We start from the raw sequence: 26377 nt of genomic DNA, 5'->3' as shown, positions 1-26377 counted from the left end.
TAAGTTGACAACGCGTGTGTGAGTTGGGACACACGGCGTCATTCTCCACGAGTATGGTCCCGGAACGCGGCAGGCTCAACAACTAATCGCGCAGAGGGCGTCTGCAAAAATGCACACGCTGAAGGGTGGGCTACGCGAAGAAGTCGCTCCGGAGCCGGTCCCCGAGCTGGCCGATCTCGGTCAGGAAGCCGTCGTGGCCGATCGGGGCCTCGATGACATGCAGCGGCACGTCCCCGGGCAGGGCCTCGGCGAGTTCCCGGGACTGCGCGGGGAAGTACAGCCGGTCCGAGTCCACGGCGGCCACGAAGAAGGCTGCCGTGGCGCGGGAAACGGCCTGCTCCAGGCTTCCCCGGCCGCGGGTGACGTCGTGGCTCATCAGCGCCTCGGTGATGGCAATGTAGCTGTTGGCGTCGAAGCGGCGCACCAGCTTGTTGCCTTGGTGGTCCAGGTAGCTCTCAACCTGGTAGCGGCCGCGGCCAGCCAGCGACCCTGCGCCGAGCGGGGCCTCGGCGGCCTGGGCGTTGCGCCCGAAGCGCCCGTCGAGCTCGGCCGCGGAGCGGTAGGTGATGTGCGCGATCCGCCGGGCCAGCGCCAGGCCGGCGTCGGGCTCCGGACCGCCGTAGTAGTCCCCGCCCTTGAAGTTGGGGTCCTGCCGGATGGCCAGGGTCTGGGCCTGGGCGAAAGCGATCTGCTCGGCCGTGCTGCTGGCACCGACGGAAATCACGGCGCACCGACGCACCCGTTCCGGGTAGCTGACCGCCCATTCGAGTGCCCTGGCACCGCCGAGCGAACCGCCCAGCACGGCGTACCAGCTGTCGATCCCGAGAGCGTCGGCGAGCCGGGCCTCGGCCGCTGTGCTGTCCCGGAGGGTGACCAGCGGAAACCGCGAGCCCCAGGGCCGCCCGTCCGGCGCGGCGGTGGAGGGCCCGGTGGAGCCGTAGCAGCCGCCGAGGATGTTGATGGAGACGACGAAGTACTTGTCCGTGTCCACCGGCGCCCCGGGGCCGGCCAGCTGCTCCCACCACCCCGGTTCGGCCCCGGCGCCGCGGGTGACATGGGTGTCGCCGGTGAGGGCGTGCTGGATCAGCACCGCATTGGATGCGTCCGCGTTGAGTGTCCCCCACGATTCGTAGGCGAGGGTGACGTCGGGAAGGGTGGCGCCGGATTCAAGGACCAGCGACCCCACCTGCACGAGCTGCACAGTGCCATCCGGGACAGTGCCATCCGGGTCAGCGCCGGCCGGTACAGCGCTGGCCGGTACAGCGCTGGCGGAGGATTGGTTTTCGGGTACACCCGTGCGGGTGACGGCAATCGTCATGTGAGGACCTAACTTCGCGCTTGCCCGCCGTCAGCTGACCGGCAGGCCAGGTCTTCACCCGGGGCACCCCGCCGCAGAAGGAGGGTTGCCGGCCAGCAAGCCGGGGCTGTCACTGGCACTCATGACCTGCCTTGATTCTACGAAAGCCGGCGGCGCCAGCGCGAAGATTGTGACGGCTGTGTGACAGCCAGACCCCGGCGCCGCCGCCCCTCAGGCGTCCTTCGCGGCCCGGAAACCGGCGTCGAGGTCGGCGAGGATGTCGTCGATGTGCTCGAGGCCCACCGAGAGCCGGACCAGCCCGGGATTGACGCCTGCCACCGCCTGCTGCTCCGGCGAGAGCTGGCTGTGGGTGGTCGACGCCGGGTGGATGACCAGGGAGCGCACGTCGCCGATGTTCGCCACGTGGGAGTGCAGTTCCAGGGCATCGACGAACCGCTTGCCGGCCTCCGCTCCCCCGGCGAGGTTGAAGGCGACGACGGCGCCGGTTCCCTTCGGCCCGTACTTGCGGCCGCGCTCGAACCAGGGGCTGGACGGCAGCCCGGCGTAGGCGACGGATTCGACGTCGTCCCTGGCTTCCAGCCATTCGGCCACGCGGGTGGCGTTCGCGACATGCCGCTCCACGCGCAGGCTCAGGGTTTCGATGCCCTGGGCGATCAGGAAGGCGTTGAACGGCGAGACGGCGGAGCCGAGGTCGCGCAGCAGCTGGACGCGGGCCTTGAGGATATAGGACAGGTTCGCGCCCAGTGCCCCGTCCGCCCCCAGGTCCCGGGCGTAGACGAGGCCGTTGTAGGTAGGATCCGGGGTGTTGAAGCCCGGATAGCGGTCCGGTTCCTTGCCGAAGTCGAAGTTGCCGGAGTCGACGATCACGCCGGCGATCGCCGCACCGTGACCGCCGAGGTACTTGGTGGCCGAGTGGACCACAATGTCGGCACCCCATTCGATCGGACGGATCAGGTACGGGGTGGAGAGTGTGTTATCCACGATCAGCGGGACGCCGGCCTGGTGGGCCACGTCCGCGATACCCTCGATGTCCAGCACGTCCTGGCGGGGGTTGGAGACCACCTCGCCGAAGAACAGTTTGGTATTCGGCCGCACGGCGTCCCGCCACTGGTCCAGATTGTCGGGGTCCTCGACGAAGGTTACTTCGATGCCGAACTTCTTCAGCGAGTGGGCCAGCAGGTTGTAAGTTCCGCCGTACAGGCTGGGACTGGCCACCACGTGGTCGCCGGCCTCGGCGATGTTGAGGATCGCGAAGGTCTCGGCGGCCTGGCCGGAACTGAGCAGGAGCGCCCCAAGGCCGCCTTCCAGGCTGGCTACGCGCTGTTCGACGGCGTCCTGGGTGGGGTTTCCGATCCGGGTGTAGATGGGCGCGAGTTCGGCGAGCGCGAAGCGGTTGGCGGCGCTTTCGGCGCTGGGGAAGACGAACGACGTCGTCTGGTAGATAGGCAGTGACCGGGCGCCGGTGGCAGCGTCCGGCTCCTGGCCGGCGTGGATCTGGCGGGTTTCAAAGGACCAGGCGTTGGACATCGGAGTGCTCCTTGTTACTGGGCGCAGCCCGACTCCGGCCTCGGGGCCGGGACGGCGCTGGCAGCCGCGCTTGCCCGCCGGCGGGCGCCGGTGGGCCAGGTCTTCACCCGGGGCACCCCGCCGCGTTTGGAGGGTTGCCGGCCAGCAAGCCGGGGCTTGATGCTGGCGCTCATGACCTGGATTCAGTCTAGGAAGCGGTCCCGGCGGCAGGATAGGTTTGTGACGAAAATGAAGAACGACGGCGTGCGCAGGGCTCGGAAAAGGACATCCCATCTGAGTTAGGACACCCTAAGCTGAGAGCTCCATCACAAAGTGCCAAGATGATGGCATGCGCATGGATCACGTCTCTTACGCCTGTGAACAGGATGGCCTGGCTGCCACCACCGAACGTATCGCCTCGGCCCTTGGGGTCGAGGCCGTCAAGGGCGGAGTCCACCCCCGGTTCGGGACCCGCAACATGATCATTCCGCTCGCCGGGCACAAGTACCTTGAGGTCGTGGAGGTCCTGGACCACCCGGCGTCGGACAAGGCACCCTTCGGCCAGGCCGTCCGGGCACGCTCGGCGGCCGGCGGGGGCTGGATGGGCTGGTGCGTCGAGGTCGACGACCTCGGCCCGTTCGAGGAACGCCTGGGCCGCGCGGCCGTCAACGGCAACCGCAAGTTCCCTGACGGACGGGAACTTGTCTGGAAGCAGATCGGCATCCTCGGCCTGATCGCCGACCCGCAGGTGCCCTACATGCTCAAGTGGGAAGGCGATCCGGCGCTGCACCCGTCCAACGCCTACGAGAGCAGCGTCAAGATGTCTGCGCTCACCATCGCCGGTTCCGCCGAGCGGGTCACCGAGTGGCTGGGTGAACCGGTGGGCAAGCCGCTGGAGGACGTGGACGTCAACTGGCTCGCCCCGCACGGGACGCCGGGGATCCTCTCCGTCACGTTCGAAACGGATTCCGGCGCCGTCACTATCTGACGGTTTCCCCTACACTTCGGCCGCCAGCAGCGGGTGCCAATGATGCCACCCACCGCTGGCGGCCGAATTCCTTTAAGCCGCTGGTCCCGGTGCTGGTCCCGGCTCAGGCCTTCAGCAGGTCCGGGTGGTGCACTTCCACCACGTTGGGGTGTGCCCGCAGCCGGTAGCGGAGGGCGTTGTCGCCGTAGGTCTCCAGGATCGGACTGTTGGTGGGGTCCACGGACAGTCCGCGGGCCTGGGCCTGGAATTCCGGGCTGACGGCCAGCCGGGGCATGGTGGCGTCCAGGGCCGGGTTATAGAAGAACGGCAGGGAGATCCGGTCGGTGCCGCGCAGGGGCGAAATCACCCGGTGCAGCGTGGCCTTGAGGTACCCGTTGGTGGCCAGCTCGAGCATCTCGCCGATGTTGACGACGAACGTGCCGGGCACCTGGGGCGCGTCGATCCATTTGCCCTGGTATTCGACCTGCAGGCCGCCCTTCCCGGGCTCGACCAGGAGCAGGGTCAGGACCCCGCCGTCGCGGTGGGATCCCACACCCTGCTTGGGCTCCGGATCGGACTCCCCCGGGTACCGCACGATCTTCAGCAGCGGGAAGGCCCGCGCGGCAAATGCGGCGTCGAAGGTGTCCTCGGGCGCTCCGAGCGAGACGGCGAGGGCCCGGAGCAGGGAAAGCGAAATTTCACTCAGGCGATCGGTCCATTCGGTCACGACCTCCTGCATGTCGGGCAGTCCGTCGGGCCACAGGTTGGGTCCCTCGAGCCGCCAGTAGTCGGCGACGCCGGGCCCGGGCTCCACGGCGTCGCGCTCAACGCCGATGTCGATCTGCTCGCGCCAGTCGACGGCGCCGTCGGTGATCTCGCCGCCCACGCGGGTGTAGCCGCGGAACTGCGGGCTGTGGACGTTCTCGATGGCGAGCTTCTGGTCCTCGGGGAGGGCAAAGAAGCGCCGGGAGACGTCCAGCATGGCATCGGTGAGTTCCTGGGGGACGCCGTGGCCGGAGAGGTAGATGAAGCCGACCTCCCGCATGGCATCGCGCAAATCGTTCCGGAACCGTGCGGCCTCTTCGGGGCCCGCAGCCAGAAGCGAGAAATCCAAGATGGGCAATGATTCAAGCGACAAGATGACCTAGTCCTTTGCAGCGTATTTAGCAAGCCGAAGCCTGGAATAGCTCCAATGTTACGGACTGGGACCCTGTCCTGATGAGTCCTGTGTCGAAATAAGACATTTTCCGCCCACAGGCCGGAACCCCGGCGGGGTGACCCTGCTGACTCAGCCCAGGCCGATGGCTTTCCCGAAGAGGCTGAACCCGACGAATGCGACGATGTCGAGCAGCGCGTGGGCGATCACGAGCGGCATTACCCGCCGTGTCCGCGTGTAGATGAGGGCGAATATGACGCCCATGACCGCGTTGCCAATGAAGGGGCCGAAGCCCTGGTACAAGTGGTAGCTGCCGCGGAGCATGGAGCTGGCGAAGATGGCCAGCGGCATACTCCAGCCGAACTTTCCGAACCGGTCCAGCAGGTACCCCACCACAATCACTTCCTCCACGATGCCGTGCCGGATCGCGGAGAGGATCAGGACCGGCACGGTCCACCAGTAGGAGTCGAGCGCGCTGGGGATGATCGCCGTCGTAATGCCCAAAGCCCGGCCGGCGGCGTAGAGCCCCAGCGACGGGACGCCGATGAGGGCGAAGAGCCCGATGCCGTGCAGCAGGTCCTTGCCCGGGCGGGCGAAATTGAAGCCCAGCTTCCGGAACGCCGACGTGCCGGTGCTCCCGGCCCCGGCGGCCGCGCCCGTTGGCCGGAGCTCGGTCAGGAAATAGATCACCAGGGCAACCGGCACCAGGGCGAAGATGATGTCCAGGAGCTGATACGTGAGGTCGAAGTATTCGCGGCTGCTCTGCGACCGGTTCAGCGTGGATGTGCCCTGGGCCAGCGGCGCCCGGGTCAGCTTGTCCAGCAGCTGCACCACCGAATACACCGCCGACTGCCCCAGGGACAGGCCCAGGACAATCCAGACTTCGAGCCGCAGCCGGCGGCGGGAGGGAACCAACATGCTCCTATCTTGCCTGCCGTTGCCGGGAGTTGGCTGCACGCGCCTATGCTAGGCCTGTGAGTGCGCCCGGGAAAATCATCATGATCCGGCACGGCCAGTCTGCCGCCAACGCCGACACCTCGATCTATAACCGGGTGCCCGATTACCGGATCCCGCTGACCGAGCTCGGCGTGGAGCAGGCAGTGGCTGCGGGCGGGCAGCTGCGGCACCAACTGGACGGGCAGAAGGTCTGCGTCTACGTCTCCCCCTACCTGCGGGCCTACCAGACCCTGGAGGCGCTGCGCCTCGGTTCCCTGGTGGAACGCGTGATCGAGGAGCCCCGGCTGCGGGAGCAGGACTGGGCCAACTTCCAGATCGCCGGCGACATCGAGGACCAAAAAGAGCTCCGCAACGCGTACGGGCACTTTTTCTACCGGTTCCGGGAGGGTGAATCCGGCTCGGACGTCTACGACCGGATCTCCTCGTTCATGGAGACGCTGTACCGGCACTGGTCCAAGCCCACGTACGCGCCGAACGCCCTGTTCGTCACCCACGGCCTGACCATGCGGCTGTTCTGCATGCGCTGGTTCCACTGGTCAGTGGAGTACTTCGAGTCCTTGAACAACCCGGACAACGCCGAGATCAGGACCCTGCTGCGCACCGGGGCGGGCAAGTACGAGCTCGACAAGCCGTTCAGCCAGTGGGAGGACCGCCGGGTGGATGAGACCGTGCTGGACGCTCCCCCGATGGTCTTTTAGGCACCGCTCCCCTACCCGGGCGGCCGCTTCAGCCCGATGACCTGGTGGAACTTTCCGCTAGGCCCGTGCTGCTCCGGCGGCTCGTCCGCCTGGACCAGCGCCACGTCGGGCAGGCCCTGGCCAGCCAGGAACGCGGCAAGCTTCGCCGTGACATCCTGCCACACCGGCTCCGGCGCGGCACCCGGTTCGAGCAGCAGCCGCACCCGGAGGGACTCCGGACCGGTCTGCACCAGCTGGCAGCGGTGCACACCCGGGGCATCGTCGATAGGGGTGGTGATGGCCAGCGGCAGGACGCTGACCGTGCGGCCGCCGGCATCCGCGAAGTGCAGGACGTCGTCGCGCCGGCCGGCCACCCGGATGGCGGGCAGCGGGTTGCCGCAGCTGCAGGGGCCGGGCCTGGCGACCACCGAGTCGCCGAGGTCGTAGCGGATCAGCGGCTGGACGCGGTTGGCGAGGTTGGTCAGCAGCACCGTGTGGGAGGCCTCCCCCGGCGGCGTGGGCCGGTAGTCTCTGTCCACCGGTTCCAGGATCACCCAGTCGCTGTTGACATGCAGCCAGCCGGCGGGACAGTCCAGCGCGATGGGGCTGAATTCGGAGGCGGCATAGACGTTGTGGACCCGGGCACCCAGCGACGCGGCCAGCCGCTCCGGCTCCCCGGCGGACTCCCCGCTGGACTCCACGAGGACCGGATGAATGCGCAGCCGGCCGGCGTCCTGTTCCGCAGCGAGCAGTTCCAGGGCACTGGGGTAGCCCACCAGGAGGGCGGGGTTGAAGTCGTTGAGCGATTGCACCAGCCGCTCCAGCGGCTGCTGGACCGGGAACAGGCGGAAGGCCCGGCCCCGGCCCCGGCTGCGGCGGCGTTCGGCCTCCAGCCAGACGGCGCCGGCGAAATGGCCGCCGGTACCCACTACGACGGCGGTGCGGACGCCGCGGCGCAGCACCTGGAGCAGCAGCGGGAGGAGGCCGCGAATGCCCGCGGTGCTCGCCAGCGCGCGGGCGCCCTGCGCCCGGTAGCATGCCACGGCCGCTGGGTCGTGCACAAAGAGCCCAGGGTGTCCGGTGGTTCCCGAGCTGGTGCAGGCCAGGTACTGACCGCAGTAGAGGCTGCCCACCAGGGCCGGATCGGCGACGAAGGCTTCCAGGCCGGCCCGGGTGATGGCGGGGTCGGTCACCCAGTCGTCGAAACGGGACATCAGCTGCTGCTTGGTGACCGGTGGCAGGTCACCAAGTGCGGCGTCCCCGGCCGGGAGGCCGCGGTACAGCTCCCGGTAGTACGGCGAGCAGGTCCTGGCGTGCCGGACCAGGGCGTTGAGCCGGGTGTCGCGGCGCCGGGCCAGCGCTTGCGGTCCGCCGCGGGTGGCCCGCAGCAGATCGAGCATGATGCCCAGCTCCCTCGCGAACCCGGCCATGGGGTGCCTCCTGTGTGCTGGTGCGTCAGCGGGCGCGGACTCCGGCTCGCCAGACCGCGTGGGTGAGCGGCATGCCCGGCCGGTAGGCCAGGTGGGTGGCGGAGGGGGCGTTGAGCAGGTGCAGGTCTGCCCGGTGCCCGACCGCGAGGGAACCGACCGCACGCTGGCCGTCGGCGTCGTTTCCGGACTCCCGGCCCAGGGCCAGCGCCCCGCCGTAGGTGGCCGCCCGGACGGCCTCGTGCACGCTGAGCCGCATCTGCAACACGGCGGTGGTCACGCAAAATGCCATTGAGCTCGTGTATGACGTTCCGGGGTTGCAGTTGGAGGCGAGGGCCAGCTGGACCCCGGCGTCGAGCAGTTCCCGTCCGGGGGCCAGCGGCTGCCGGGTGGACAGGTCGCAGGCCGGCAGGCAGGTTGCGACGGTGCCGCGGCGGCCGGCGCCGGCAGCCGGGTCCCAGCCGGACCAGCTGCCGGCCAGGGCGTCGATGTCCGTTCCGGAGAGGTAGTTCACGTGGTCCACACTCGAGGCCCCGAACTCGACCGCCAGGCGCACCCCCGGGCCCTCGCCGAGCTGGTTGCCGTGTACCCGCAGGCCGAGCCCGGCTTCCCGGGCGGCCTGGAGGACCCGACGGGACTGCTCCTCGGTGAAGGCACCCTGCTCGCAAAAGACATCGGCCCAGCGCACGTACGGCCGGACCGCGGCAAGCATGGGACCGCAGACCAGGTCCGTGTACTCGTCCGCGTCCATCCCGTGCGGGACCAGGTGCGCGCCCAGGTACGTCACCTCGTCCGCGACGGTCGAGGCGATCCGGGCGCTGCGGGCCTCGTTGTCCACGTCCAGGCCATACCCGGTTTTGGTCTCGAGGTAGGTGGTGCCCTGGGCGACGGCTTCGGCGACGCGGCCCAGCGCCAGCCGGGTGAGGTCGAAGTCGCCGGTGCTCCGGGTGGCGCCGGTGGTGACGGCAATGCCGCCGGCGCTGTAGCTTTCCCCCGCCATCCGCGCCTCGAACTCCGCCGTCCGGTCGCCGGCAAACACCAGGTGGGTGTGCGAATCCACCCAGCCGGGCAGCAGGGCACGGCCACCGGCGTCGACGGCGTCGTCGGCCGCCGGGGCGTCGGCGGCGGCGCCGAGCCAGGCGATCCGTTCGCCGTCGATGACGAGGGCTGCGTCCGCCAGGACCCTGTGCTCCGCGTCCTGGGTCATCAGTTCGGCGATGTTGGTGATGAGGGTGCTCATGGGTCCATTCTTCAGGCCCGGATGGACATCCGCGTCGCGGCCAGCGCCGCGGCCGTCCGGGATGCCGGACTGTCGGCCGGAAGCGGCTGTGCCGAGCCCTGCCCGGCGAGGATCAGGGCAGCCGCCACCTCGGCGATGCCGGAGGAGGTCTGGAAACCGTAGCCGCCCTGGCCGGCGAGCCAGAAGAAACCGGCGGCCTCGGCGTCGAACCCCACAACGGGCACGCCGTCGGAGGCCTCGGTCCGCAGCCCGGTCCAGGCCCGGCTCACTGCCCCGATCCCCATGGTGGTGAGGGCGTTGAGCCTGGTGATAAGGGCCTCGACGTCGCCGGGATAGGGCCGGGCGTCCTCGGGGCCGCTGGGTACAGTCTCGGACGGGGAGATCAGCACCTGCCGCCGGCCGTCGGGCCGGAAGTAGAAGCTGCCCGCAGAGGCGACCATGGGGCATCCCGGCGGGAGGGGGTGTTCGACGTCGACAATGGCCGCGGTGCGCCGGTACGGCTGGAGTCCAAGCTTCTCGACGCCGCTGAGCACGGCGAGTTCATCCGCCCACGCACCGGCGGCGTTGACCACGACGGCGGCCTCCAGGCCTTCCTGTCCGGCCCCAAGCTCCCAGCCGGTCCCCAGCCGCTGCGCCGAGTGGACGCGCGCGCCGGTGATGATGTCCACGCCGCCCTCCACCGCGCGCTCCCGGTGGTCTTCCAGGAGCAGGGACGCGTTGCAGGCGAAGGATCCAGAATCCAGTCCCGCTGCCTCGAAGGTGTCGGGCTTGAGGGCCGGGCAGATCTCGAGGGCCTCGTCATGGCTGATCCGGTGCATGAAGCCGCTGGCCTGCTGCTGCACGGACGCCTCGTCGCCAATCAGCATGAACCGGCGCGGCGAGAGCACCGGTTCGGGCCGGGTGCCTTCCTTGGTGCCGATGAGCTCCAGCGTGCGCATGGTGAGCTCCTGCACTACGGGCGGACCGTAGCTGGGGATCAGCTGCCGGGCCGAGCGCGCCGAGGTGTGGTACCCCAGCGACTGCTCGGCCTCGACCAGGGCCACGGTGCACTGGCCGGCGAGGGCGGAGGCCAGGGACAGGCCGGCGATGCCGCCGCCCACGATCACAACATCGTATGTAGCTGACATGCCTCCATCCTTGCACCCGTCCGGAGGTCACGTCAGTACTTTTTTACCGGCCCTAGGAGGCCGCGGCCACCGTTTCGCGGCTGCGGACGAACGCCTGGACGCAGCGTTCGACGTCGTCGGTGCTGTGCGCGGCGGAAAGCTGCACGCGGATGCGGGCTGCTCCCTTGGGCACCACGGGGTAGCTGAAGGCAGTGACGAAGACGCCGTTGGCGAGCATCGCGTCGGCCACCTTGGCTGCCATAACGGCGTCGCCGAACATCACGGGGACGATCGCGTGCTCGCCGTCGAGCAGGTCGAAGCCTTCCTCGGCCATGCGGCGGCGGAAGAGTTCGGCGTTGGCGAACAGCTTGCCGCGCAGTTCTCCGGAGTTCTCCACGAGGTCCAGTGCCTTCAGGGTGGCGGCGACAATCGCCGGGGCCAGGGAGTTGGAGAACAGGTAGGGGCGGGCCTTCTGGCGGAGCATGGCGATGACTTCGGCGCGGCCGGAGACGTAGCCGCCGGAGGCACCGCCAAGGGCCTTGCCGAACGTGCCGGTGTAGATGTCCACGCGGTCCGACACACCGGCGTGTTCCGGGGTGCCTGCACCGGTGGGGCCCATAAAGCCAACAGCGTGGGAATCATCCACCATCACCAGGGCGTCGTACTTTTCGGCGAGGTCGCAGATCGCTTCGAGCGGGGCCAGGAAGCCGTCCATCGAGAAGACCCCGTCGGTGACGATGATCTTGCGTCGTGCGGGGTTCTCCTGCGTGGTGGCTTCGATCAGCCGGGCTTCCAGGTCCGCCATGTCCTGGTTGGCGTAGCGGAAGCGCTGGGCCTTGCACAGCCGGATGCCGTCGATGATGGAGGCGTGGTTCAGCGCGTCGGAGATGATGGCGTCCTCCGGGCCGAAGAGCGACTCGAAGACGCCGCCGTTGGCGTCGAAGCAGCTGGAGAAGAGGATGGTGTCCTCGGTACCCAGGAACGCCGACACCCGCTGTTCGAGGGCCAGGTGCAGGTCCTGGGTGCCGCAGATGAAGCGGACGCTGGCCATGCCGAAGCCACGCTCGTCCATGGCGTCCTTGGCGGCGGCGATGATCTCGGGGTGGTCCGCGAGGCCAAGGTAGTTGTTGGCGCAGAAGTTCAGCACGTCGGCGCTGCCCTGGCCGAGCTGGCCGGCTTTGATGTGGCTGGCCTGCGGCGAGTCGATGTGCCGTTCGGTCTTGAACAGGCCGGCGCCGCGGATCTCGTCGAGTTCGTGCCGCAGCTGGTCCTTGATGGCTGAATACATTGGTTGGGCTCCTCAGCAGGGGTGAAGTTTTTGTACGGTACCGGAAACGGACAGGACCTAGAAGCCGGTCCAGTCGAGGACGACTTTTCCGCCGACGCCGGCGCGGGCGATCTCGAAGCCCTTTTCCCAGTCGGCGGCGGGCAGGGTGTCCGTGACCACCGCGGAGATGTTGGCGTGCAGGACCGGGTTGGAGGAGAGCATGGCGCTCATGGCGTACCAGGTCTCGAACATCTCGCGGCCATAGATGCCCTTCATGGTCAGCATGTGGGTGACCACCTTGCCCCAGTCGATGTCGATGGACTGGCTGGGCAGCCCCAGCATCGCGATCCGGCCGCCGTGGTTCATGTTGTCGATCATCTCAGGCAGGGCCGTGGGGTGGCCGGACATTTCCATGCCGATGTCGAAGCCCTCGCGCATGCCCAGTTCGCGCTGGGCCTCCTTGACCCGCATCTTCGAGACGTCGATGGCGAGGTCGACGCCGAGCCGGCGGGCCAGCTCCAGGCGCGGGGCGGAGACGTCCGTAATGGCGATCTTCCGGGCCCCGGCGTGGCGGGCGACGGCGATTGCCATCAGGCCGATGGGGCCGGCGCCGGTGATGAGCACGTCCTCGCCCACCAGCGGGAAGCTCAGGGCGGTGTGGACGGCGTTGCCGAACGGGTCGAAGATCGCGCCCAGCTCGGGGGTCACGGAGGGGTCGTGGTGGACCCAGACGTTGGTCTCCGGGATGACGACGTACTCGGCAAACGCGCCGTCGCGCTGCACGCCGACGCTGACGGTGTTGATGCACATCTGCTTGCGGCCGGCGCGACAGTTACGGCAGATGCCGCAGACGATGTGGCCCTCGCCGGAGACCCGGTCGCCGACCTTGACGTCCATCACGTCCTCGCCGACCTCAACCACCTCGCCGTAGAACTCGTGGCCGGCGATCAGCGGCGCGTTGATGATGCCCTGCGCCCAGGCGTCCCAGGACTGGATGTGCAGGTCCGTGCCGCAGATGCCGGTGGTCATGACCCGGATCTTGACGTCACCGGCGCCGGTTTCCGGTTCCGGGCGGTCAACCAGTTCGAATCCCGCGTGGGCGCCGGACTTGTAGAGAGCCTTCATGGGCCTGCCTTACTGTGAATGGCCGGCCTGGGCGGCGGCGCGTGTGGGACAACTCACCTCATTAGACCCGCCCCAAAGCGTTAGCACAACCAGAATTTTCTCAATCGACGATTTAGTTTTACCTTGCGCATAGGATGGTGGGATGGAAATCCACCAGCTTGAAATGCTGCGCGAACTCGGCGCCCTGGGCAGCGTCAAAGCCGTCGCCGAGACCCTGCTGGTCACCCCGTCGGCGGTGTCGCAGCAGCTGGCCGCGCTGCAAAGGTCCGTTGAGGTCCCGCTGACCCGGAAGGAGGGCCGGAACCTCGTCCTGACCGAGGCCGGGCAGGTGCTCGCGGACGCCGGTGCGGCCGTGGTGAGCGCGATGGCTGATGCGCGGACGGCGATCGGCGCCTACCACGGCTCCCCGGTGGGGCCGGTCACGCTCAGCGGGTTCCACAGTGCCGGCCAGGCCCTGTTCGCGCCGCTGGCCAGGCTCCTGGCCGGTCCGGACCAGCCCAGGCTCCTGCTCTCCGACGAGGACGTCGCGCAGCAGGACTTCCCGGCCCTGACAGCACGTTATGACCTGGTCCTCGCGCACCGGATGGACCACAGCCCGCGCTGGCCGGAGGAACGGGTCGCGGTGATTCCGCTGGCTCACGAACCGCTGGACGTGGCCCTGCCCGCCGGGCACCGGCTGGCCCGGCAGCGGGCGGTGACCGCGGACGACGTCGTCGGCGAACCGTGGGTGACCAGCCACACCGGCTACTCCCCCGCGGACGTGCTCTCCGCGGTGGCCGCGGTTTCCAGCCGCGAGCTGAACATCGTGCACCGGATCAACGACTACTCCACGGTCGCGGCGCTGGTGGCCGCCGGCAGCGTGATCGGGTTGCTGCCGCGGCACACCGCCCGGCCGGTGCTGAACCCGGAGATTGTGCTCAAGCCGCTCGAGGGGATCAGCACCAGGCGCCGGATCGACATCCTGGCACGGCCGGAGAACCTTAAACGCGCATCGGTCATGATGGTCTGCGATGCACTGCAGACCATCATGACCGAGCTTGTTGCCTGACGTCCCGTTCCGGGGCGGCGGGGTGCTTAGCCTTCGACGCCCAGGCGCTCCAGGATCAGTTCCTTCACGCGGCCGGCGTCAGCCTGGCCGCGGGTGGCCTTCATAACGCCGCCAACGATTGCGCCGATGGCCTGCAGCTTGCCGCCGCGGATCTTGTCCGCGACGCCGGGCTGCGCGGCGAGGGTAGCGTCGATGGCCTCGAGCAGCGGGCCGTCGTCGGAGACCACGGCCAGGCCGCGCTTTTCGACGATTTCCGCCGGGGTTCCCTCGCCGGCGAGCACGCCGTCCAGGACCTCGGAGGCCATTTTGTTGTTGATCTTGCCGTCTTCGACCATCGCGTTCAGTTCCACGATGGTGGCCGGGGCGACGCCGAGCTGGCCGGGGTCGACGTCGGCGTTCTTGGCACGGCCGACGATCTCGCCCATCCACCACTTACGCGCCACGGTGGCGGTGGCACCGGCGGCGATGGTCTCCTCGATTTCGTCGAGGACACCGGCGTTGACGACGTCGCGGAATTCAAGGTCCGAGTAGCCCCAGTCGGCCTGCAGGCGCTTGCGGCGGGCGGCCGGCGGCTCGGGCAGGGTGGCCCGGAGCTCCTCGACCCATTCGCGCGAAGCGACAACCGGCACCAGGTCCGGTTCCGGGAAGTAACGGTAATCGTCAGCGTCGGACTTCGGCCGGCCCGAGGTGGTGGAGCGGGTGTCCTCGTGCCAGTGCCGGGTCTCCTGGACCACCGGCGCGCCGGATTCCAGGACGGCCGCGTGGCGCTGGATCTCGTAGCGGACGGCGTGTTCGACGGCGCGCAGCGAGTTGACGTTTTTGGTCTCCGAGCGGATGCCGAAGCGTTCGCGGCCGTGCGGGCGCAGGGAGACGTTGGCGTCGCAGCGGACGTTGCCGCGCTCCATCTTCGCGTCCGAGACGCCCAGGTTCTTCACGATCTCGCGGACCGCGGCGACGTAGGCCTTGGCGAGCTCGGGCGCGCGGCTGCCGGCGCCCTCGATCGGCTTGGTGACGATCTCGACCAGCGGCACACCGGAACGGTTGTAGTCCACCAGGGAGTAGTCCGCGCCCTGGATGCGGCCGGCGGCGCCACCCATGTGGGTGAGCTTGCCGGCGTCCTCCTCCATGTGGGCGCGTTCGATCTCGACGCGGAACACGGTGCCGTCGGCGAGCTCGATGTCGAGGTAGCCGTCGTACGCGATGGGCTCGTCGTACTGCGAGGTCTGGAAGTTCTTCGGGGTGTCCGGGTAGAAGTAGTTCTTCCGGGCGAAGCGGCAGGTCTCGGCGATTTTGCAGTTCAGCGCCAGGCCGATCTTGATCGAGGACTCGATCGCGGTCTTGTTCACCACCGGCAGGACGCCGGGCATCCCGAGGTCCACCTCGTTGACGTTCGTGTTCGGCTCGTCGCCGAAGACGTTCGGGGCGGAGGAGAACATCTTGGTCTTGGTGTTGAGCTCCACGTGGACCTCGAAGCCCAGGACGGGATCGTACTTCTCCATCGCCTCTTCGAAGCTGAGGGTTGCATCAGTCATTAGTGTGAACCTCCGTGGCTCAGGGCCGTGGCAGCGGTGGAAGAATCGGCGTCGGCGTCAGTCAGTGAGGGGGCCTTCTCCAGCAGCGGTCCGCCCCACTGCGCCTCGAGCAGCGACTCGAGGACGGCACCGACGCGGTACAACCGGGCATCCTGCCGTGCCGGGGCGAGCAGCTGCACACCCACGGGGAGCCCGTCCTCGTCGGCGAGGCCGCCGGGCAGGGACAGCCCCGGAACCCCGGCCATGTTGGCGGGGATCGTGGCGACGTCGTTGAGGTACATGGCCAGGGGGTCGTTGAGCTTCTCGCCGAGCTTGAACGCCGTCGTCGGCGCCGTCGGGGAGATCAGCACGTCGGCCTGGGCGAACGCGGCGTCGAAGTCGCGCTGGATCAGGGTGCGGACCTTCTGGGCCGAGCCGTAGTAGGCGTCGTAATAGCCGGCGCTCAGGGCGTAGGTGCCGAGGATGATGCGGCGCTTGACCTCGTCACCGAAGCCGGCGGCGCGGGTGGCCCCCATAACGCGTTCAATGGTCATCGGGCCCTCTTCGGGCAGCGCGCGCAGGCCGAACCGGACGCCGTCGAACTTGGCCAGGTTGGAGGAGGCCTCCGAGGGCATGATCAGGTAGTAGGCGCCCAGGGCGTACTTGAAGTTGGGGCAGGAGACCTCGACGATCTCGGCGCCGGCGCCCTTGAGCAGCTCCAGCGCCTCGTTGAAGCGGTTCTCGACGCCGGCCTGGTAGCCCTCGCCGTGGAGTTCCTTGATGATGCCGATCTTCATGCCCTCGACGTTGCCGGTCCGGGCCGCGGCCACGAGGTCCTCGAGCGGGTCCGGCAGGGAGGTGGAGTCGCGCGGGTCGTGGCCGCCGATTACCTGGTGCAGCAGGGCCGAGTCCAGCACAGTGCGGGAGACCGGGCCGATCTGGTCCAGGGAGGAGGCCATGGCGATGGCGCCGTAGCGGGAGACGCCGCCGTAGGTGGGCTTGACGCCGACGGTGCCGGTGACGGCGCCGGGCTGGCGGATGGACCCGCCGGTGTCGGTACCGAGGGCAAGCGGTGCTTCGAAGGCGGCGACGGCGGCCGCGGAGCCACCGCCGGAACCGCCGGGGATCCGGTCCAGGTCCCAGGGGTTGCGGGTGGGCCCGTATGCGGAGTGCTCGGTGGAGGAGCCCATGGCGAACTCGTCCAGGTTGGTCTTGCCGAGGATCGGCATCTTGGCGGCGCGGAGGCGCTCCACCACGGTGGCGTCGTACGGGCTGTGCCAGCCCTCGAGGATCTTGGAGCCGGCGGTGGTGGGCTGGCCGACGGTGACGATCAGGTCCTTGACGGCGATCGGCACGCCGGCGAGCACGTGCAGTTCCTCGGCGGCGGGGCCGCCGGCGGCGCGGATCGCGTCCACCTCGGCGGCGACGGCGAGGGCTTCCTCGGCGTTGACGTGCAGGAAGGCGTGGACCTGGCCGTCGACGGCGGCGATGCGGTCCAGGTGCGCCTGGGTGACCTCGACGGCGGTGATCTCGCGGGCGGCGAGCTTCTCGGCGAGCGCCGCCGCGGAGAGGCGGAACAGCTCGGGGGTGGTTTCAGTCATGGTCTTAGTCCTCATCCAGGATTGCCGGGACCTTGAAGCGGCCCTCATACGCGTCGGGGGCTCCGGAAAGCGCCTGCTCGGCCGTGAAGGTGTGGCCCACAACGTCCTCGCGGAACACGTTGGTCAGCGGGATCGGGTGGGACGTGGCCGGGACGTCATCACCGGCGGCTTCACTGACGGACTTAACCGACTCCACGATGACGGCGAGTTCGCCGGCCATCCTGTCCAGCTCTTCAGCACTCATCTCGATGTGCGCGAGACGCGCGAGATGCGCGACGTCGTCGCGGTTGATCGCAGCCATGGATCTCCCCTGCAAGTTCGGATTATTTTCCGTCCCAGTCTACGTGTCCCTGCGTGTGGTTACCGTCCGGCTTATCGCCGGACGTGGTCGCCTTTCGGCGGCGGGCCGGACGATCCTCCGCGTGCTCGCTCGTACCTCGCTTAGACGCACGCTTCCGGATGTCCGTCCCGTCGCCGATGTGCCGCTCTCACCTTCAGCGATGTCGGACTCACCCCACATGCAGAAGGAGGCAGGGTGGGGAAAATCTTCCGCACCCTGCCTCCTTCTGTTTTATTGGTTTGGTTAGCCGATGCCGATCGCTCCGGTGGCTACTCCTACCCCGAGCATGACCAGGGAGATCACGGCCGTGCGCCAGAGAACCTTCTTGTGGTGGTCACCCAGCTCCACCTTGGCCAGCGAGACCAGCAGCAGGATGGCCGGGACCAGGGGGCTCTGCAGGTGGAACGGCTGGCCGGTGATGGAGGCCCGGGCCATGTCCGCGGCGCCGACGCCGTAGTGGGCCGCCGTTTCGCTGAGGACGGGCAGGACGCCGAAGTAGAACGCGTCGTTGCTCATAAAGAACGTCATCGGGATGCTGAGCACGCCGGTGATGACGGCCATCAGCGGGCCCATGTCCGCCGGGATGATCTGGACGAGCCACTCGGACATGGCCTTGACCATGCCGGTGCCGTTGAGGACGCCGGTCAGGACCGCGGCGGCCATGACCATACTGACGACGGCGACGATCGAGGGGGCGTGGGCGATCAGCTGGGCGCCCTGGTCCTTGACGTTGGGGAAGTTGACCAGCAGGGCGATCGCGGCGCCGACCATAAAGACGAACGGCAGCGGAACGATGTTGGCAACCAGGGTCACCATCACGGCGACGGTGAGGCCGAGGTTGAACCAGAACAGCTTGGGGCGCAGGGTCTTGCGGTTGGGATCCAGGGCGGTGTCCGCCATGGCCGAATCGCGCTCGTCCACAAGGTCCTCGGTGCGTTCCAGGACCGCGACGCCGGTGCCGCCCGCGGCGGGGGCTCCGCCGGCGGGGGTGGCGGACTTGCGTCCGAAACCAAGACGTCCCGAGCCGCTAACGCCGGCGCCGGTGCCGCCGGCAGGGGTGCCGCCGTCGAACTCCGCGCCCTCGGCCCAGATTTCCGGGGCCACGGCGCGGAGGCGGTTGCGTTCCTGCAGGCCCAGCAGCCAGGCGAAGACGAACACCACGACGAGGCCGGCGATCAGCGACGGGATCATCGGGACAAAGACGTCGGAAACGCTGATCTTCAGCGCGGACGCGGCGCGGGCGGTGGGGCCGCCCCAGGGCAGGATGTTCATGGTGCCGTTGGCCAGGCCGGCCACACAGGTCAGGACCACCGGGCTCATCTTCAGCCGCAGGTAGACCGGCAGCATGGCGGCGGTGGTGAGGATAAAGGTGGTGGAGCCGTCACCGTCGAGCGAGACGGCGGCGGCGAGGATCGCGGTGCCCAGGACCACCTTGGCGGGGTCGTTACCGAGCTTGCGCAGGATGAACCGGACCAGGGGGTCGAAGAGTCCTACGTCGATCATCAGGCCGAAGTAGATGATGGCGAACATCAACAGCGCGGCCGTTGACGTCATGGACTTCATGGAATCCATGACCATGGGCCCGATGCCGAGGCCTGCGCCGGCGAACAGCCCGAAAATAGTGGGGACGATGATCAGCGCCAGCACCGGCGTCAGCTTCTTCGTCATGATCAGCACCATGAAGACTGCAATCATGGCGAATCCGAGTAATACCAGCACAGCCGGCTCCTTCTTCTGTGTTCCGCACCACTCCGCTGTGATGCGCACTACAGACGTTAGGGTGGTCTGCGTCACGGAGGTGCCTTTGGCTCAATTGATTGGCATACTGCTTGTTGGACGCATTTTGCTCATTTTGCTCACAGGCCGCTGACGCCGCCACACCATTGAAGGAGGGCCGCCGTGGGAGCCCTCACACGCCGCAGGCACCTGCGGTTCACCACGCAGACCCTGCTGCTCCAGCTGGGCGTTGTGGTCCTGGTGGTGCTGCTCAGCAGCGCCGTGCACGCATGGCTGACCTACGAGCGCCTGGGCCGCGAGGCGGAGAACCAGGCGCTGACCCTGGCCCGAACCGTGGCCTCGGACCCGGCGGTGCGGGCCGAAGTCCGGCAGATCAGCGCCCGGACCGGCACTCCCCCGCCTGCTGAACTGCTCGCGGGGCCGCTGATGGCCGCCGCCGAGGGCGCCCGGGCACGCACGGGTGCCCTGTTTGTTGTGATCACCGACGAAACCGGCCTCCGGCTGGCCCACCCCGACGCCGACCGGCTGGGCGAACGCGTCAGCACTGACCCCTCCGAGGCACTCTCCGGCAAGGAAGTGACCACCCGGAACACCGGAACCTTGGGCCCCTCCGCCGGCGCCAAAGTCCCCGTCTACGCGCCCGGCTCCGGCACCGTGGTGGGCGAAGTCAGCGTGGGCTACTCCACCGAGTCCATCGGCCAGAGCCTGACCCGGGACATTGTGCCGATCGCCCTCACCGCAGCGGGCGCCCTGCTGGCCGGCGGCGTGGTCTCCTTCCTGCTGCGGCACCGGCTCCGTCGGCTGACGCTGGGACTGGAACCGGAGGAGATCAGCACCCTGGTCCACGATCAGGTCGCGGTGCTGCAGGGCGTGGACGACGGCGTGATCGGCGTCGCCGCCGACGGCAGGATCAGCGTCTTTAACGCCGCGGCCCGGCGGATGCTGGACCAGCCCGATCTTGCCGGGACGCCGTGGGCCGGAGCCCCGGTGCCGGCCGCGCTGCAGGCCCTGACCCGGCCGGACGCCGGCGAGGGCGACGCCGTCGAACTCCTGGCCGGGGACCGCGTGCTGGTGGCCAGCGCCCGCAAGGCCCTGCACGGCCGGGAGGACCTGGGCTGGGTGGTCACCCTGCGCGACCGCACTGAACTGCAGCAGCTCACCCGCCAGCTGGACGCCGTGGGCACCATGTCCACCGCCCTGCGCGCCCAGCGCCACGAGTTCGCCAACCAGCTGCACACCATCGCCGGCTTTATGAGCATCGGGCAGCACCAGCAGGCCCAGGACTACCTTGCCCGGCTCGCGGCGACCGGGCCGTTGAAGTTCCCGGTGGACCAGGCCGAGCTGCTGCAGGACACCTACCTCCAGGCGTTCCTCGGCGCGAAGGGCGTGGAAGCCGACGAGCGTGGGGTCAGCCTGCGGCTTGGCCCGGAGACCCTGGTCCGCGGCCACGTGGTGGAGCCCCAGGAGGTGACCACCGTGCTGGGCAACCTGATCGACAACGCAGTGAACGCCGCCGTCGCCGGCGCCGCGGCCGACCGCTGGGTGGAAGTGGAAGTGTTGGACGAACCCGCCGACGGCGGTGCGGCAGGCACGCTGCACATCATTGTGGGCGATTCCGGTGACGGACTCCCGGCAGCCGCGGGCCAGCCGGATGCCGATGCCGATGCCGATGACAGGGTCTTCGCCGAGGGTTTTACCACCGCGCAGCGACCCGCCCGGGCCGGGGCCGGCCAAGGGCTGGGACTTGCACTGGCCCGGCAGCTGGCCCGGCGCCGCGGCGGGGATGTGGTGGTGCTGGAACGGGGTTCGCGGGGCGGCCCCGGCGCGGTGTTTATGGCGGTCCTCCCCGGGACGGTCGCCGGAGCCGCATCCGTTGATACAGAAGTAGGCGACAGTACAGAAGGAGACAACGTTGTCTGAAGATTTCCGGGTCCTGATTGTGGACGATGACTTCCACGTCGCCAAGCTGCACGCGGCTTACGTGGACTCGGTGGCCGGGTTCCTGGCGTTGCCGCCGGCCGGCTCGGCGTCGCAGGCCCTGCAGTCCATCCACAGCCTCCGGCCCGACCTGGTGCTACTGGACGTTTACCTGCCGGACGCCTCGGGCCTGGACCTGCTGCACCAGCTGGACGTTGACACGATGATCCTCAGTGCCGCCTCGGACGCTGCCTCGATCCGGGTCGCGTTCCGGCGTGGCGCCCTTGGCTACCTGCTCAAGCCGTTCACGTCCGAGTCCTTGTCCCAGCAGCTGCGCTCCTACGCCCGCTACCGCCGGATCCTGGCCCAGCCCGGCAACCTGTCACAGGAGACCGTGGAGCGGGCCAAACGTGCCCTCATTCCGGGCGACGTCGCACCTTCGGCCCGGCCGCGCTCCGCCACGGAGGCGGCGGTCCTGGAGTCCCTGGAGCCCGGGGAACAGTATTCGGCGGCGGAGGTGGCGTCCCGCGTAGGGGTCTCCCGGGCGACGGCCCAGCGGTACCTGTCGGCGCTGGCGGACGACGGCGCCGTCGACATCCAGTTGCGCTACGGCACCACCGGGCGGCCCGAGCACCGCTACGGGGTGCCGGCCGGGGCGGCCGGATAGCGGACGCAGGCTAGCCTGCCGACGGCGGCGGTGCGGGTTCCAGCCGTCAGCCGGTGACGTCGTGGCCCTTGCGGAACGCCTGGCTGCGGGCGTGGTCGTGGACGCGGTCCAGGGTGGCGATCTGGGCCCGGCCTTCGGCGGTGAGGTTGGCGAAGGTGGCGGCCTCAAGCCCGAGTTCCGGGGCCAGCTCCTCCAGTGTCTGCCAGCCGCCGATCTTGGCCAGCACCGCGGCCCGCATCAGTTCGGACTCCAGGACCAGCGTCATGGGCGACCGGCTCAGCAGGCGTCCGTTGAGTTTCAGCCGTCCGGCGTGTTCGGCCAGCCAGGCCGCGGCCTGCCGGTGCGGCCGCTGGCGGATGCCCAGGTCATGGATCAGGCCACGGAGCATGTCGCGTTCACGCCGGATTTCGGCGGCAAGAGCCGTGAGCTCGGCGCGGAACGGGGTGTCCGTGAAGTCCCCGGCCATCCGTTCGATCCGGCCCAGCCCGGCGGTGGCGCCGGTCAGGTGGTCGGAGAGATACAGGCCAAGCAGTTTCTTGTCCAGGGTTTCGGGGATGTGCGGGGCCATGGATCCTCCAGCTGTACTCGGCGCTTGCGGGCGTGCGTCAGGGGATGATGCTCTGACTGCACACCCTACCGGGTCGGGCGCGGGTGGTTAGAGGTCCAGGCGGTAGACGAGAAGTTTGATGTCCGTGTTCGGCACGAACCAGTCGCGCTCCGGGACGCGGCGGAAACCCGATGAGCGGTAGAGGCCGTGGGCGCTTTCCCAGGTCTGGCCGGTGGTCAGGGCCACCCCGGTGACGCCGGGCAGCGAACGGGCGTGTTCGATGATGGCCTGCACCATGGCCTTGCCGGCGCCGCTGCGCTGTACTGCCGGGTCCACCACGAGCATCCGGAATTCCAGTTCGTCCGGGCGGGCGATGTCGGCGTAGGGCTCCCCCGCGACGGCGAGGGTCACCGACCCGACGATCCGGCCGGCGCGTTCCGCCACCCAAATGGTCGCGTTCTCGTGCCGCTGGGCGACCTTTTGGATTTCCTGCATGTACGGGTGGTCGCCGTCTTCAAAGTGGCCTGCCGCCAGGTAGGCGTCCCGGGTGATGCGGGCAACGGCGTCGTAGTCGGCCGGGACGGCGGGACGAATGAGGATCTGCGAATGCACCAGTCCATGGTACGGGCGGCGGACACCCGCGGCCCGCCAACCGGGGGTTTCCGTGACCGAACTATCAGGCGGACACCGGTCAGAGCGGGAACGTGCCGGACAGTTCAAGGGGTCCGGCGCAGGTCCAGGCGGCGAGCCGTTCGTCGTCGGACGGGCCGCCGTCGAGGACGCTGGTCAGCCGCGGGCGGCGTACCCAGCAGCCGGCCTCCTCCGCGATGAGCGCACCGGCGGCGAAGTCGTGTTCGTTGAGGCCGCGCTCACCGTAGGCATCGTGGGTGCCGTCCGCCACCAGGCACAGATCCAGGGCCGCGGACCCGAGCCGCCGGACGTCGGCGAAGCCGTCCATGAGCCCGCCGAGTGCGGCGGACTGTTCGGCCCGGACCGCCGGATCGTAGCTGAATCCGGTCGCCAGGATCTGGCCGGAGCGGCCCGGCACGGGTCCGTTGAGGGCGGTCCGCTGGCCGCCTTGTTCCAGCCAGGCGCCCTGGCCGCGGGAGGCGTAATAGATCCGGCCCAGCGCGGGGGCGTGGACGACGCCGGCCAGCCAAGTGCCGTCGGGGCCGGCCACCGCCACGGAGGTTCCGTAGTAGACGATGTTGCGGATGAAGTTGGTGGTGCCGTCCAGGGGGTCGACGGACCAGCGGAACCCGCTCGGATCCGCGGGGCGGACGGTGCCGCCTTCCTCGCCGGTGATCGCATCCCCCGGCCTGGCCCGGGTGATGACGTCGCGGACGGCGGCCTCGGCGGCGAGGTCGAAGGACGTCACCCAGTCCCCCGAGTCACCCTTGTTGCTCACGCCCAGCGCCTCGGCGCTCCGCCCGGCCAGCACCGCGGCACCGGCGGCGGCAGCCTCCCGCGCCAGGGCCAGGAAGGCGCCGGACGCGGGGAAGTGCTCCGTGCCGGCGGTCATTCGGCGGCGTCCCCGTCGGCTCCGTCCGCGTCCGCCGCGTCGGCTGTCCCGGCGTCGGCGTCTGCGTCGGCGTCGCCGCCGAGGGCGGCCGGGCCGCCGGCGAGCAGGGCGCGGAAGCCGTCCTCGTCAAGGACGGGAAGGCCCAGCTGCTCTGCCTTGTCCAGCTTGGTCCCGGCGTTCTCCCCGGCTACGACGTAGCTGGTGTTCTTGGAGACGGAACCGGCCGCCTTGCCGCCGCGGATGAGGATCGCTTCCTTGGCCTCATCCCTGCTGAACCCTTCGAGGCTGCCGGTGACCACCACGGTCAGGCCTTCGAGGGTCCGCGGGGTGGACTCGTCGCGGTCGTCTTCCATCCGGACGCCGTCGGCGGCCCAGGTGTCGACGATTTCGCGGTGCCAGTCCTCGGCGAACCACTCCTTGAGCGCCACGGCGATGACCGGGCCCACGCCGTCGACGTTGGCCAGTTCCTCCTCGGACGCCTGCCGGATGGCGTCCATGGTGCCGAACGCGGTGGCCAGGGCCCGGGACGCCCGGGGTCCGACGTGCCGGATGGACAGCGCCACCAGGACCCGCCAGAGCGGCTGGGTTTTGGCCTTCTCGAGCTCACTGAACAGCTTTTCGGTGGTGGCCGTCGGCTTGGACGGCGCCTTGGCCGTGCCCTTGGTGTAGAAGTAGGGCACCAGCTCGAATTCGCCGGTGGGCACGCCCTTGGAGCGCTTTTCGCGGCGGATCCGGACCCCGGCGAGGTCTTCGGGTTTGAGCCGGAACAGATTCGCCTCTGTGCTCAGCGGCGGAACCTCAGGTTCGGTGGGCTGGGTCAGGGCGATCGCGGCCTCCCAGCCGAGCGCCTCGATGTCGAAGGCTCCGCGGCTGGCCACGTGGAACACGCGCTCGCGCAGCTGCGACGGGCAGGAACGGGCGTTGGGGCAGCGGATGTCCACGTCGCCCTCCTTGCCGGGTGCCAGCGGTGTGCCGCAGGAGGGGCATTCGGTGGGCATAACAAAGTCCCGGACCGGCGGGTCCTGCTGGTCCCGGAGCGCAAGCACCGGCCCGACAATCTCCGGGATGACGTCCCCTGCCTTTCGGAGCACAACAATGTCTCCGATCTTGACGCCCTTGGCCCTGACCACGTCCTGGTTGTGGAGGGTGGCCATGCTGACGGTGGAGCCGGCGACCTTGACCGGCTCCATAATGCCGAAGGGCGTGACCCGGCCGGTCCGGCCGACATTGACGGCGATGTCCAGCAGCTTGGTGTTGACCTCTTCGGGCGGGTACTTGTACGCCACAGCCCAGCGCGGGACCCGCGAGGTGTAGCCCAGAGCACGCTGGGTGGCGAGGTCGTCCACCTTGACCACAATGCCGTCGATCTCGTGGCTGAGGCTGTGCCGTTTGTCCCCGTAGCGCCGGATGAAGTCCAGCACTTCCTTCAGGCCGGGCAGCACCTCAAAGTAGGGGCTGGTGGGCAGGCCCCAGTCGGCAAGCTGACGGTAGGTGTCCGACTGGCTGACCGTCTCCAGGCCGTCGCGGGCCCCGATTCCGTGGACGTACATCTTGAGCGGCCGCTTGGCGGTCTCCGCCGGGTCCTTCTGCCGCAGTGAGCCGGCGGCGGCGTTGCGCGGGTTGGCCAGCGGCGCCTTGCCGGCCTCGATCAGGGCCTCGTTGAATTCCGCGAACGCCTTGGACGGGATGAAGACCTCGCCGCGGATTTCCATCTCGGCCGGGAAGTTCGTGCCCGTGAGCTGCTGCGGGATTTCCTTGATGGTCAGGACGTTGTGGGTGATGTCCTCGCCGGTGAAGCCGTCGCCGCGGGTGGCCGCCCGGACCAGTACTCCGTCGCGGTACAGCAGGTTAACGGCCAGGCCGTCGATCTTGAGTTCAGTGAGCCACGACGGCGGGTTGCCACCGTTGCCGAGTTTGGCGACCCCGGCCTCGGCCTTGGCGATCCAGGCCTCCAGCTCCTCGAGCGAGAACACATCCTCGAGGCTGTACATCCGGGTCAGGTGTTCGACGGCGGCGAAGGCGGCGGAGACTTCGCCGCCGACCTCCTGGGTGGGGGAATCGTTGGCCACGAGTTCGGGGTGCATGGCCTCGATGGTCTCCAGCCGCCGGAAGAGCTCGTCGAATTCGGCGTCGGAGATGGTCGGGGCGTCCTCCTGGTAGTACGCGAAGCGGTGCTTCCGGACTGCCTCGACCAGGTCCTCGTACTCCGCCCGGACGGCTTCGGAGGGGACCAGTTCCCCGTCAGCGCTGCGGGTTTCGGTCTCTGCTGCTGTCTTCCCTGTGCTCACAGACCTATCCTGCCCTACATCACCGACGTTGTCCGTTCACCGGCCGGACCCGCCGGAACCCGGGAACGCGAAAGGCCCGGACGCGGTGCGTCCGGGCCTTTCGTTGAAGCGTGCTTAGCGGAGGGAAGCGCTTTCCTGGTCGCTGGCGTTGCGGGTAGCCATCTGGCTGGCCTGCTGCAGGGCCTGCGACACCCGGTTCAGGTTGGCCGTGTGCTCACCGGACCAGTCGTTACGGAACTTGTCGGCGTCCGGACCCTTCCAGTCGGTGGCCGCCAGGGCCTTGGTCAGCAGCGACCGCTGGTTGTCGATCTCCTGCGCGCCGGCCTGCAACTTGGTTCCCAGTGCCTTGAGCTGAGTAACATCTGCGCCCCACATAGCCATGTGACAATCTCCTTAGTTCACCGGACCCGATCACTGTCGGCATCCCCAACGGCCTCCGGCTGATCCGGAAGA

23 protein-coding genes and 2 riboswitches are annotated in these 26377 nt (G+C 68.9%); of the genes, 5 read left to right on the top strand and 18 right to left on the bottom strand.

All coding sequences use genetic code 11. The annotated features are described in order from the left end of the window. Window positions 1–130: 130 nt before the first annotated feature. A complete protein-coding gene (gene metX, locus AC1DBE_RS13385; RefSeq protein ID WP_476970839.1) occupies window positions 131–1318 on the bottom strand; it encodes a homoserine O-acetyltransferase MetX in 1188 nt (395 codons plus the stop codon). 11 nt (window positions 1319–1329) lie between these two features. Beyond that, window positions 1330–1445, bottom strand: a riboswitch (SAM riboswitch). Window positions 1446–1528: 83 nt separating this feature from the next. Then, entirely contained in the window at window positions 1529–2845 is a 1317-nt protein-coding gene (locus tag AC1DBE_RS13380; protein ID WP_476970838.1) for a bifunctional o-acetylhomoserine/o-acetylserine sulfhydrylase, read from the bottom strand. Between the two features lie 61 nt (window positions 2846–2906). After that, window positions 2907–3022, bottom strand: a riboswitch (SAM riboswitch). Window positions 3023–3173: 151 nt separating this feature from the next. Between AC1DBE_RS13380 and AC1DBE_RS13375 the strand changes: the two genes are divergently transcribed. After that, window positions 3174–3812: a VOC family protein gene (locus AC1DBE_RS13375; protein WP_476878459.1), complete on the top strand. Its 639-nt coding sequence runs from the start codon at window positions 3174–3176 to the stop codon at window positions 3810–3812. 103 nt (window positions 3813–3915) lie between these two features. On the opposite strand, the gene AC1DBE_RS13370 is transcribed toward AC1DBE_RS13375, so the two are convergent. Next, on the bottom strand, window positions 3916–4929 hold the full coding sequence (locus tag AC1DBE_RS13370; protein ID WP_476970837.1) for an isopenicillin N synthase family dioxygenase: 1014 nt from the start codon (window positions 4927–4929) through the stop codon (window positions 3916–3918). 150 nt (window positions 4930–5079) lie between these two features. Continuing rightward, entirely contained in the window at window positions 5080–5865 is a 786-nt protein-coding gene (locus AC1DBE_RS13365) for a CPBP family intramembrane glutamic endopeptidase (RefSeq protein WP_476970836.1), read from the bottom strand. A gap of 80 nt (window positions 5866–5945) precedes the next feature. Here AC1DBE_RS13365 and AC1DBE_RS13360 point away from each other — a divergent pair, with 80 nt between their 5' ends. Continuing rightward, window positions 5946–6602 (top strand): histidine phosphatase family protein, encoded by a 657-nt coding sequence (locus tag AC1DBE_RS13360; protein WP_476878471.1) that lies wholly within the window; start codon window positions 5946–5948, stop codon window positions 6600–6602. 11 nt (window positions 6603–6613) lie between these two features. Here the strand turns inward: AC1DBE_RS13360 and AC1DBE_RS13355 are convergent, their stop codons facing one another. The 5 genes from AC1DBE_RS13355 to tdh are packed head-to-tail and all read right to left on the bottom strand — an operon-like array spanning window position 6614 to window position 12746. Next, complete coding sequence (locus AC1DBE_RS13355; RefSeq protein ID WP_476970835.1) at window positions 6614–8011, bottom strand: phenylacetate--CoA ligase family protein; 1398 nt, start codon at window positions 8009–8011, stop codon at window positions 6614–6616. A 25-nt stretch (window positions 8012–8036) separates the two neighbouring features. Then, on the bottom strand, window positions 8037–9248 hold the full coding sequence (gene hutI, locus AC1DBE_RS13350) for an imidazolonepropionase (protein ID WP_476970834.1): 1212 nt from the start codon (window positions 9246–9248) through the stop codon (window positions 8037–8039). An 11-nt stretch (window positions 9249–9259) separates the two neighbouring features. Further along, window positions 9260–10375 carry an NAD(P)/FAD-dependent oxidoreductase gene (locus AC1DBE_RS13345; RefSeq protein WP_476970833.1) on the bottom strand — a complete coding sequence of 372 codons (1116 nt, stop codon included), beginning with the start codon at window positions 10373–10375 and terminating at the stop codon, window positions 9260–9262. A 52-nt stretch (window positions 10376–10427) separates the two neighbouring features. Then, complete coding sequence (locus AC1DBE_RS13340) at window positions 10428–11642, bottom strand: glycine C-acetyltransferase (protein ID WP_476878453.1); 1215 nt, start codon at window positions 11640–11642, stop codon at window positions 10428–10430. Between the two features lie 57 nt (window positions 11643–11699). Further along, a complete protein-coding gene (gene tdh, locus AC1DBE_RS13335) occupies window positions 11700–12746 on the bottom strand; it encodes an L-threonine 3-dehydrogenase (protein WP_476878452.1) in 1047 nt (348 codons plus the stop codon). A gap of 142 nt (window positions 12747–12888) precedes the next feature. On the opposite strand from tdh, the gene AC1DBE_RS13330 reads away from it, so the two are divergent. Next, window positions 12889–13794: a LysR family transcriptional regulator gene (locus tag AC1DBE_RS13330; RefSeq protein WP_476878451.1), complete on the top strand. Its 906-nt coding sequence runs from the start codon at window positions 12889–12891 to the stop codon at window positions 13792–13794. Between the two features lie 26 nt (window positions 13795–13820). Here AC1DBE_RS13330 and gatB read toward each other — a convergent pair whose 3' ends face one another. The 4 genes from gatB to AC1DBE_RS13310 form a co-directional block, all read right to left on the bottom strand. Further along, on the bottom strand, window positions 13821–15326 hold the full coding sequence (gatB, locus tag AC1DBE_RS13325) for an Asp-tRNA(Asn)/Glu-tRNA(Gln) amidotransferase subunit GatB (protein WP_476970832.1): 1506 nt from the start codon (window positions 15324–15326) through the stop codon (window positions 13821–13823). Continuing rightward, a complete protein-coding gene (gene gatA, locus AC1DBE_RS13320) occupies window positions 15326–16906 on the bottom strand; it encodes an Asp-tRNA(Asn)/Glu-tRNA(Gln) amidotransferase subunit GatA (RefSeq protein WP_476879422.1) in 1581 nt (526 codons plus the stop codon). The genes gatB and gatA overlap by 1 nt, the downstream gene beginning before the upstream one ends. Before the next feature lie 4 nt (window positions 16907–16910). Further along, complete coding sequence (gatC, locus tag AC1DBE_RS13315; protein WP_138769869.1) at window positions 16911–17207, bottom strand: Asp-tRNA(Asn)/Glu-tRNA(Gln) amidotransferase subunit GatC; 297 nt, start codon at window positions 17205–17207, stop codon at window positions 16911–16913. A 282-nt stretch (window positions 17208–17489) separates the two neighbouring features. Further along, window positions 17490–19013 (bottom strand): CitMHS family transporter, encoded by a 1524-nt coding sequence (locus AC1DBE_RS13310; protein WP_476970831.1) that lies wholly within the window; start codon window positions 19011–19013, stop codon window positions 17490–17492. A gap of 132 nt (window positions 19014–19145) precedes the next feature. On the opposite strand from AC1DBE_RS13310, the gene AC1DBE_RS13305 reads away from it, so the two are divergent. Both AC1DBE_RS13305 and AC1DBE_RS13300 read left to right on the top strand, forming a co-directional pair. Continuing rightward, a complete protein-coding gene (locus AC1DBE_RS13305; RefSeq protein WP_476970830.1) occupies window positions 19146–20903 on the top strand; it encodes a sensor histidine kinase in 1758 nt (585 codons plus the stop codon). Continuing rightward, window positions 20896–21567 carry a response regulator gene (locus AC1DBE_RS13300; protein WP_476879419.1) on the top strand — a complete coding sequence of 224 codons (672 nt, stop codon included), beginning with the start codon at window positions 20896–20898 and terminating at the stop codon, window positions 21565–21567. Before AC1DBE_RS13305 ends, AC1DBE_RS13300 begins: the two co-directional genes overlap by 8 nt. Before the next feature lie 46 nt (window positions 21568–21613). Here the strand turns inward: AC1DBE_RS13300 and AC1DBE_RS13295 are convergent, their stop codons facing one another. The 5 genes from AC1DBE_RS13295 to AC1DBE_RS13275 form a co-directional block, all read right to left on the bottom strand. Continuing rightward, window positions 21614–22135 (bottom strand): hypothetical protein, encoded by a 522-nt coding sequence (locus tag AC1DBE_RS13295; protein WP_476970829.1) that lies wholly within the window; start codon window positions 22133–22135, stop codon window positions 21614–21616. An 87-nt stretch (window positions 22136–22222) separates the two neighbouring features. Then, window positions 22223–22726, bottom strand: coding sequence for a GNAT family N-acetyltransferase (locus tag AC1DBE_RS13290; RefSeq protein ID WP_476879417.1), 504 nt, complete (start codon window positions 22724–22726; stop codon window positions 22223–22225). 79 nt (window positions 22727–22805) lie between these two features. After that, window positions 22806–23636 carry an inositol monophosphatase family protein gene (locus tag AC1DBE_RS13285; RefSeq protein ID WP_476970828.1) on the bottom strand — a complete coding sequence of 277 codons (831 nt, stop codon included), beginning with the start codon at window positions 23634–23636 and terminating at the stop codon, window positions 22806–22808. Continuing rightward, the gene (gene ligA, locus AC1DBE_RS13280; protein ID WP_476970827.1) at window positions 23633–25924 is read right to left on the bottom strand and encodes an NAD-dependent DNA ligase LigA; all 2292 of its coding nucleotides are present in this window, start codon (window positions 25922–25924) and stop codon (window positions 23633–23635) included. Before ligA ends, AC1DBE_RS13285 begins: the two co-directional genes overlap by 4 nt. A gap of 114 nt (window positions 25925–26038) precedes the next feature. Further along, a complete protein-coding gene (locus tag AC1DBE_RS13275) occupies window positions 26039–26305 on the bottom strand; it encodes a hypothetical protein (RefSeq protein WP_476880537.1) in 267 nt (88 codons plus the stop codon). Window positions 26306–26377 lie beyond the last annotated feature (72 nt).

The organism is Arthrobacter sp. 10T416 (assembly GCF_056394165.1).
This window is presented reverse-complemented; position numbering and strand designations above follow the sequence as displayed.

Excerpts from the sequence above, each read along its gene's own strand:
- metX (WP_476970839.1), bottom strand. The coding sequence starts at position 1,318 with ATGACGATTGCCGTCACCCGCACGGGTGTACCCGAAAACCAATCCTCC.
- AC1DBE_RS13380 (WP_476970838.1), bottom strand. The coding sequence starts at position 2,845 with ATGTCCAACGCCTGGTCCTTTGAAACCCGCCAGATCCACGCCGGCCAG.
- AC1DBE_RS13375 (WP_476878459.1), top strand. The coding sequence starts at position 3,174 with ATGCGCATGGATCACGTCTCTTACGCCTGTGAACAGGATGGCCTGGCT.
- AC1DBE_RS13365 (WP_476970836.1), bottom strand. The coding sequence starts at position 5,865 with ATGTTGGTTCCCTCCCGCCGCCGGCTGCGGCTCGAAGTCTGGATTGTC.
- AC1DBE_RS13360 (WP_476878471.1), top strand. The coding sequence starts at position 5,946 with ATGATCCGGCACGGCCAGTCTGCCGCCAACGCCGACACCTCGATCTAT.
- AC1DBE_RS13355 (WP_476970835.1), bottom strand. The coding sequence starts at position 8,011 with ATGGCCGGGTTCGCGAGGGAGCTGGGCATCATGCTCGATCTGCTGCGG.
- hutI (WP_476970834.1), bottom strand. The coding sequence starts at position 9,248 with ATGAGCACCCTCATCACCAACATCGCCGAACTGATGACCCAGGACGCG.
- AC1DBE_RS13345 (WP_476970833.1), bottom strand. The coding sequence starts at position 10,375 with ATGTCAGCTACATACGATGTTGTGATCGTGGGCGGCGGCATCGCCGGC.
- AC1DBE_RS13340 (WP_476878453.1), bottom strand. The coding sequence starts at position 11,642 with ATGTATTCAGCCATCAAGGACCAGCTGCGGCACGAACTCGACGAGATC.
- tdh (WP_476878452.1), bottom strand. The coding sequence starts at position 12,746 with ATGAAGGCTCTCTACAAGTCCGGCGCCCACGCGGGATTCGAACTGGTT.
- AC1DBE_RS13330 (WP_476878451.1), top strand. The coding sequence starts at position 12,889 with ATGGAAATCCACCAGCTTGAAATGCTGCGCGAACTCGGCGCCCTGGGC.
- gatB (WP_476970832.1), bottom strand. The coding sequence starts at position 15,326 with ATGACTGATGCAACCCTCAGCTTCGAAGAGGCGATGGAGAAGTACGAT.
- gatA (WP_476879422.1), bottom strand. The coding sequence starts at position 16,906 with ATGACTGAAACCACCCCCGAGCTGTTCCGCCTCTCCGCGGCGGCGCTC.
- gatC (WP_138769869.1), bottom strand. The coding sequence starts at position 17,207 with ATGGCTGCGATCAACCGCGACGACGTCGCGCATCTCGCGCGTCTCGCG.
- AC1DBE_RS13295 (WP_476970829.1), bottom strand. The coding sequence starts at position 22,135 with ATGGCCCCGCACATCCCCGAAACCCTGGACAAGAAACTGCTTGGCCTG.
- AC1DBE_RS13285 (WP_476970828.1), bottom strand. The coding sequence starts at position 23,636 with ATGACCGCCGGCACGGAGCACTTCCCCGCGTCCGGCGCCTTCCTGGCC.
- AC1DBE_RS13275 (WP_476880537.1), bottom strand. The coding sequence starts at position 26,305 with ATGGCTATGTGGGGCGCAGATGTTACTCAGCTCAAGGCACTGGGAACC.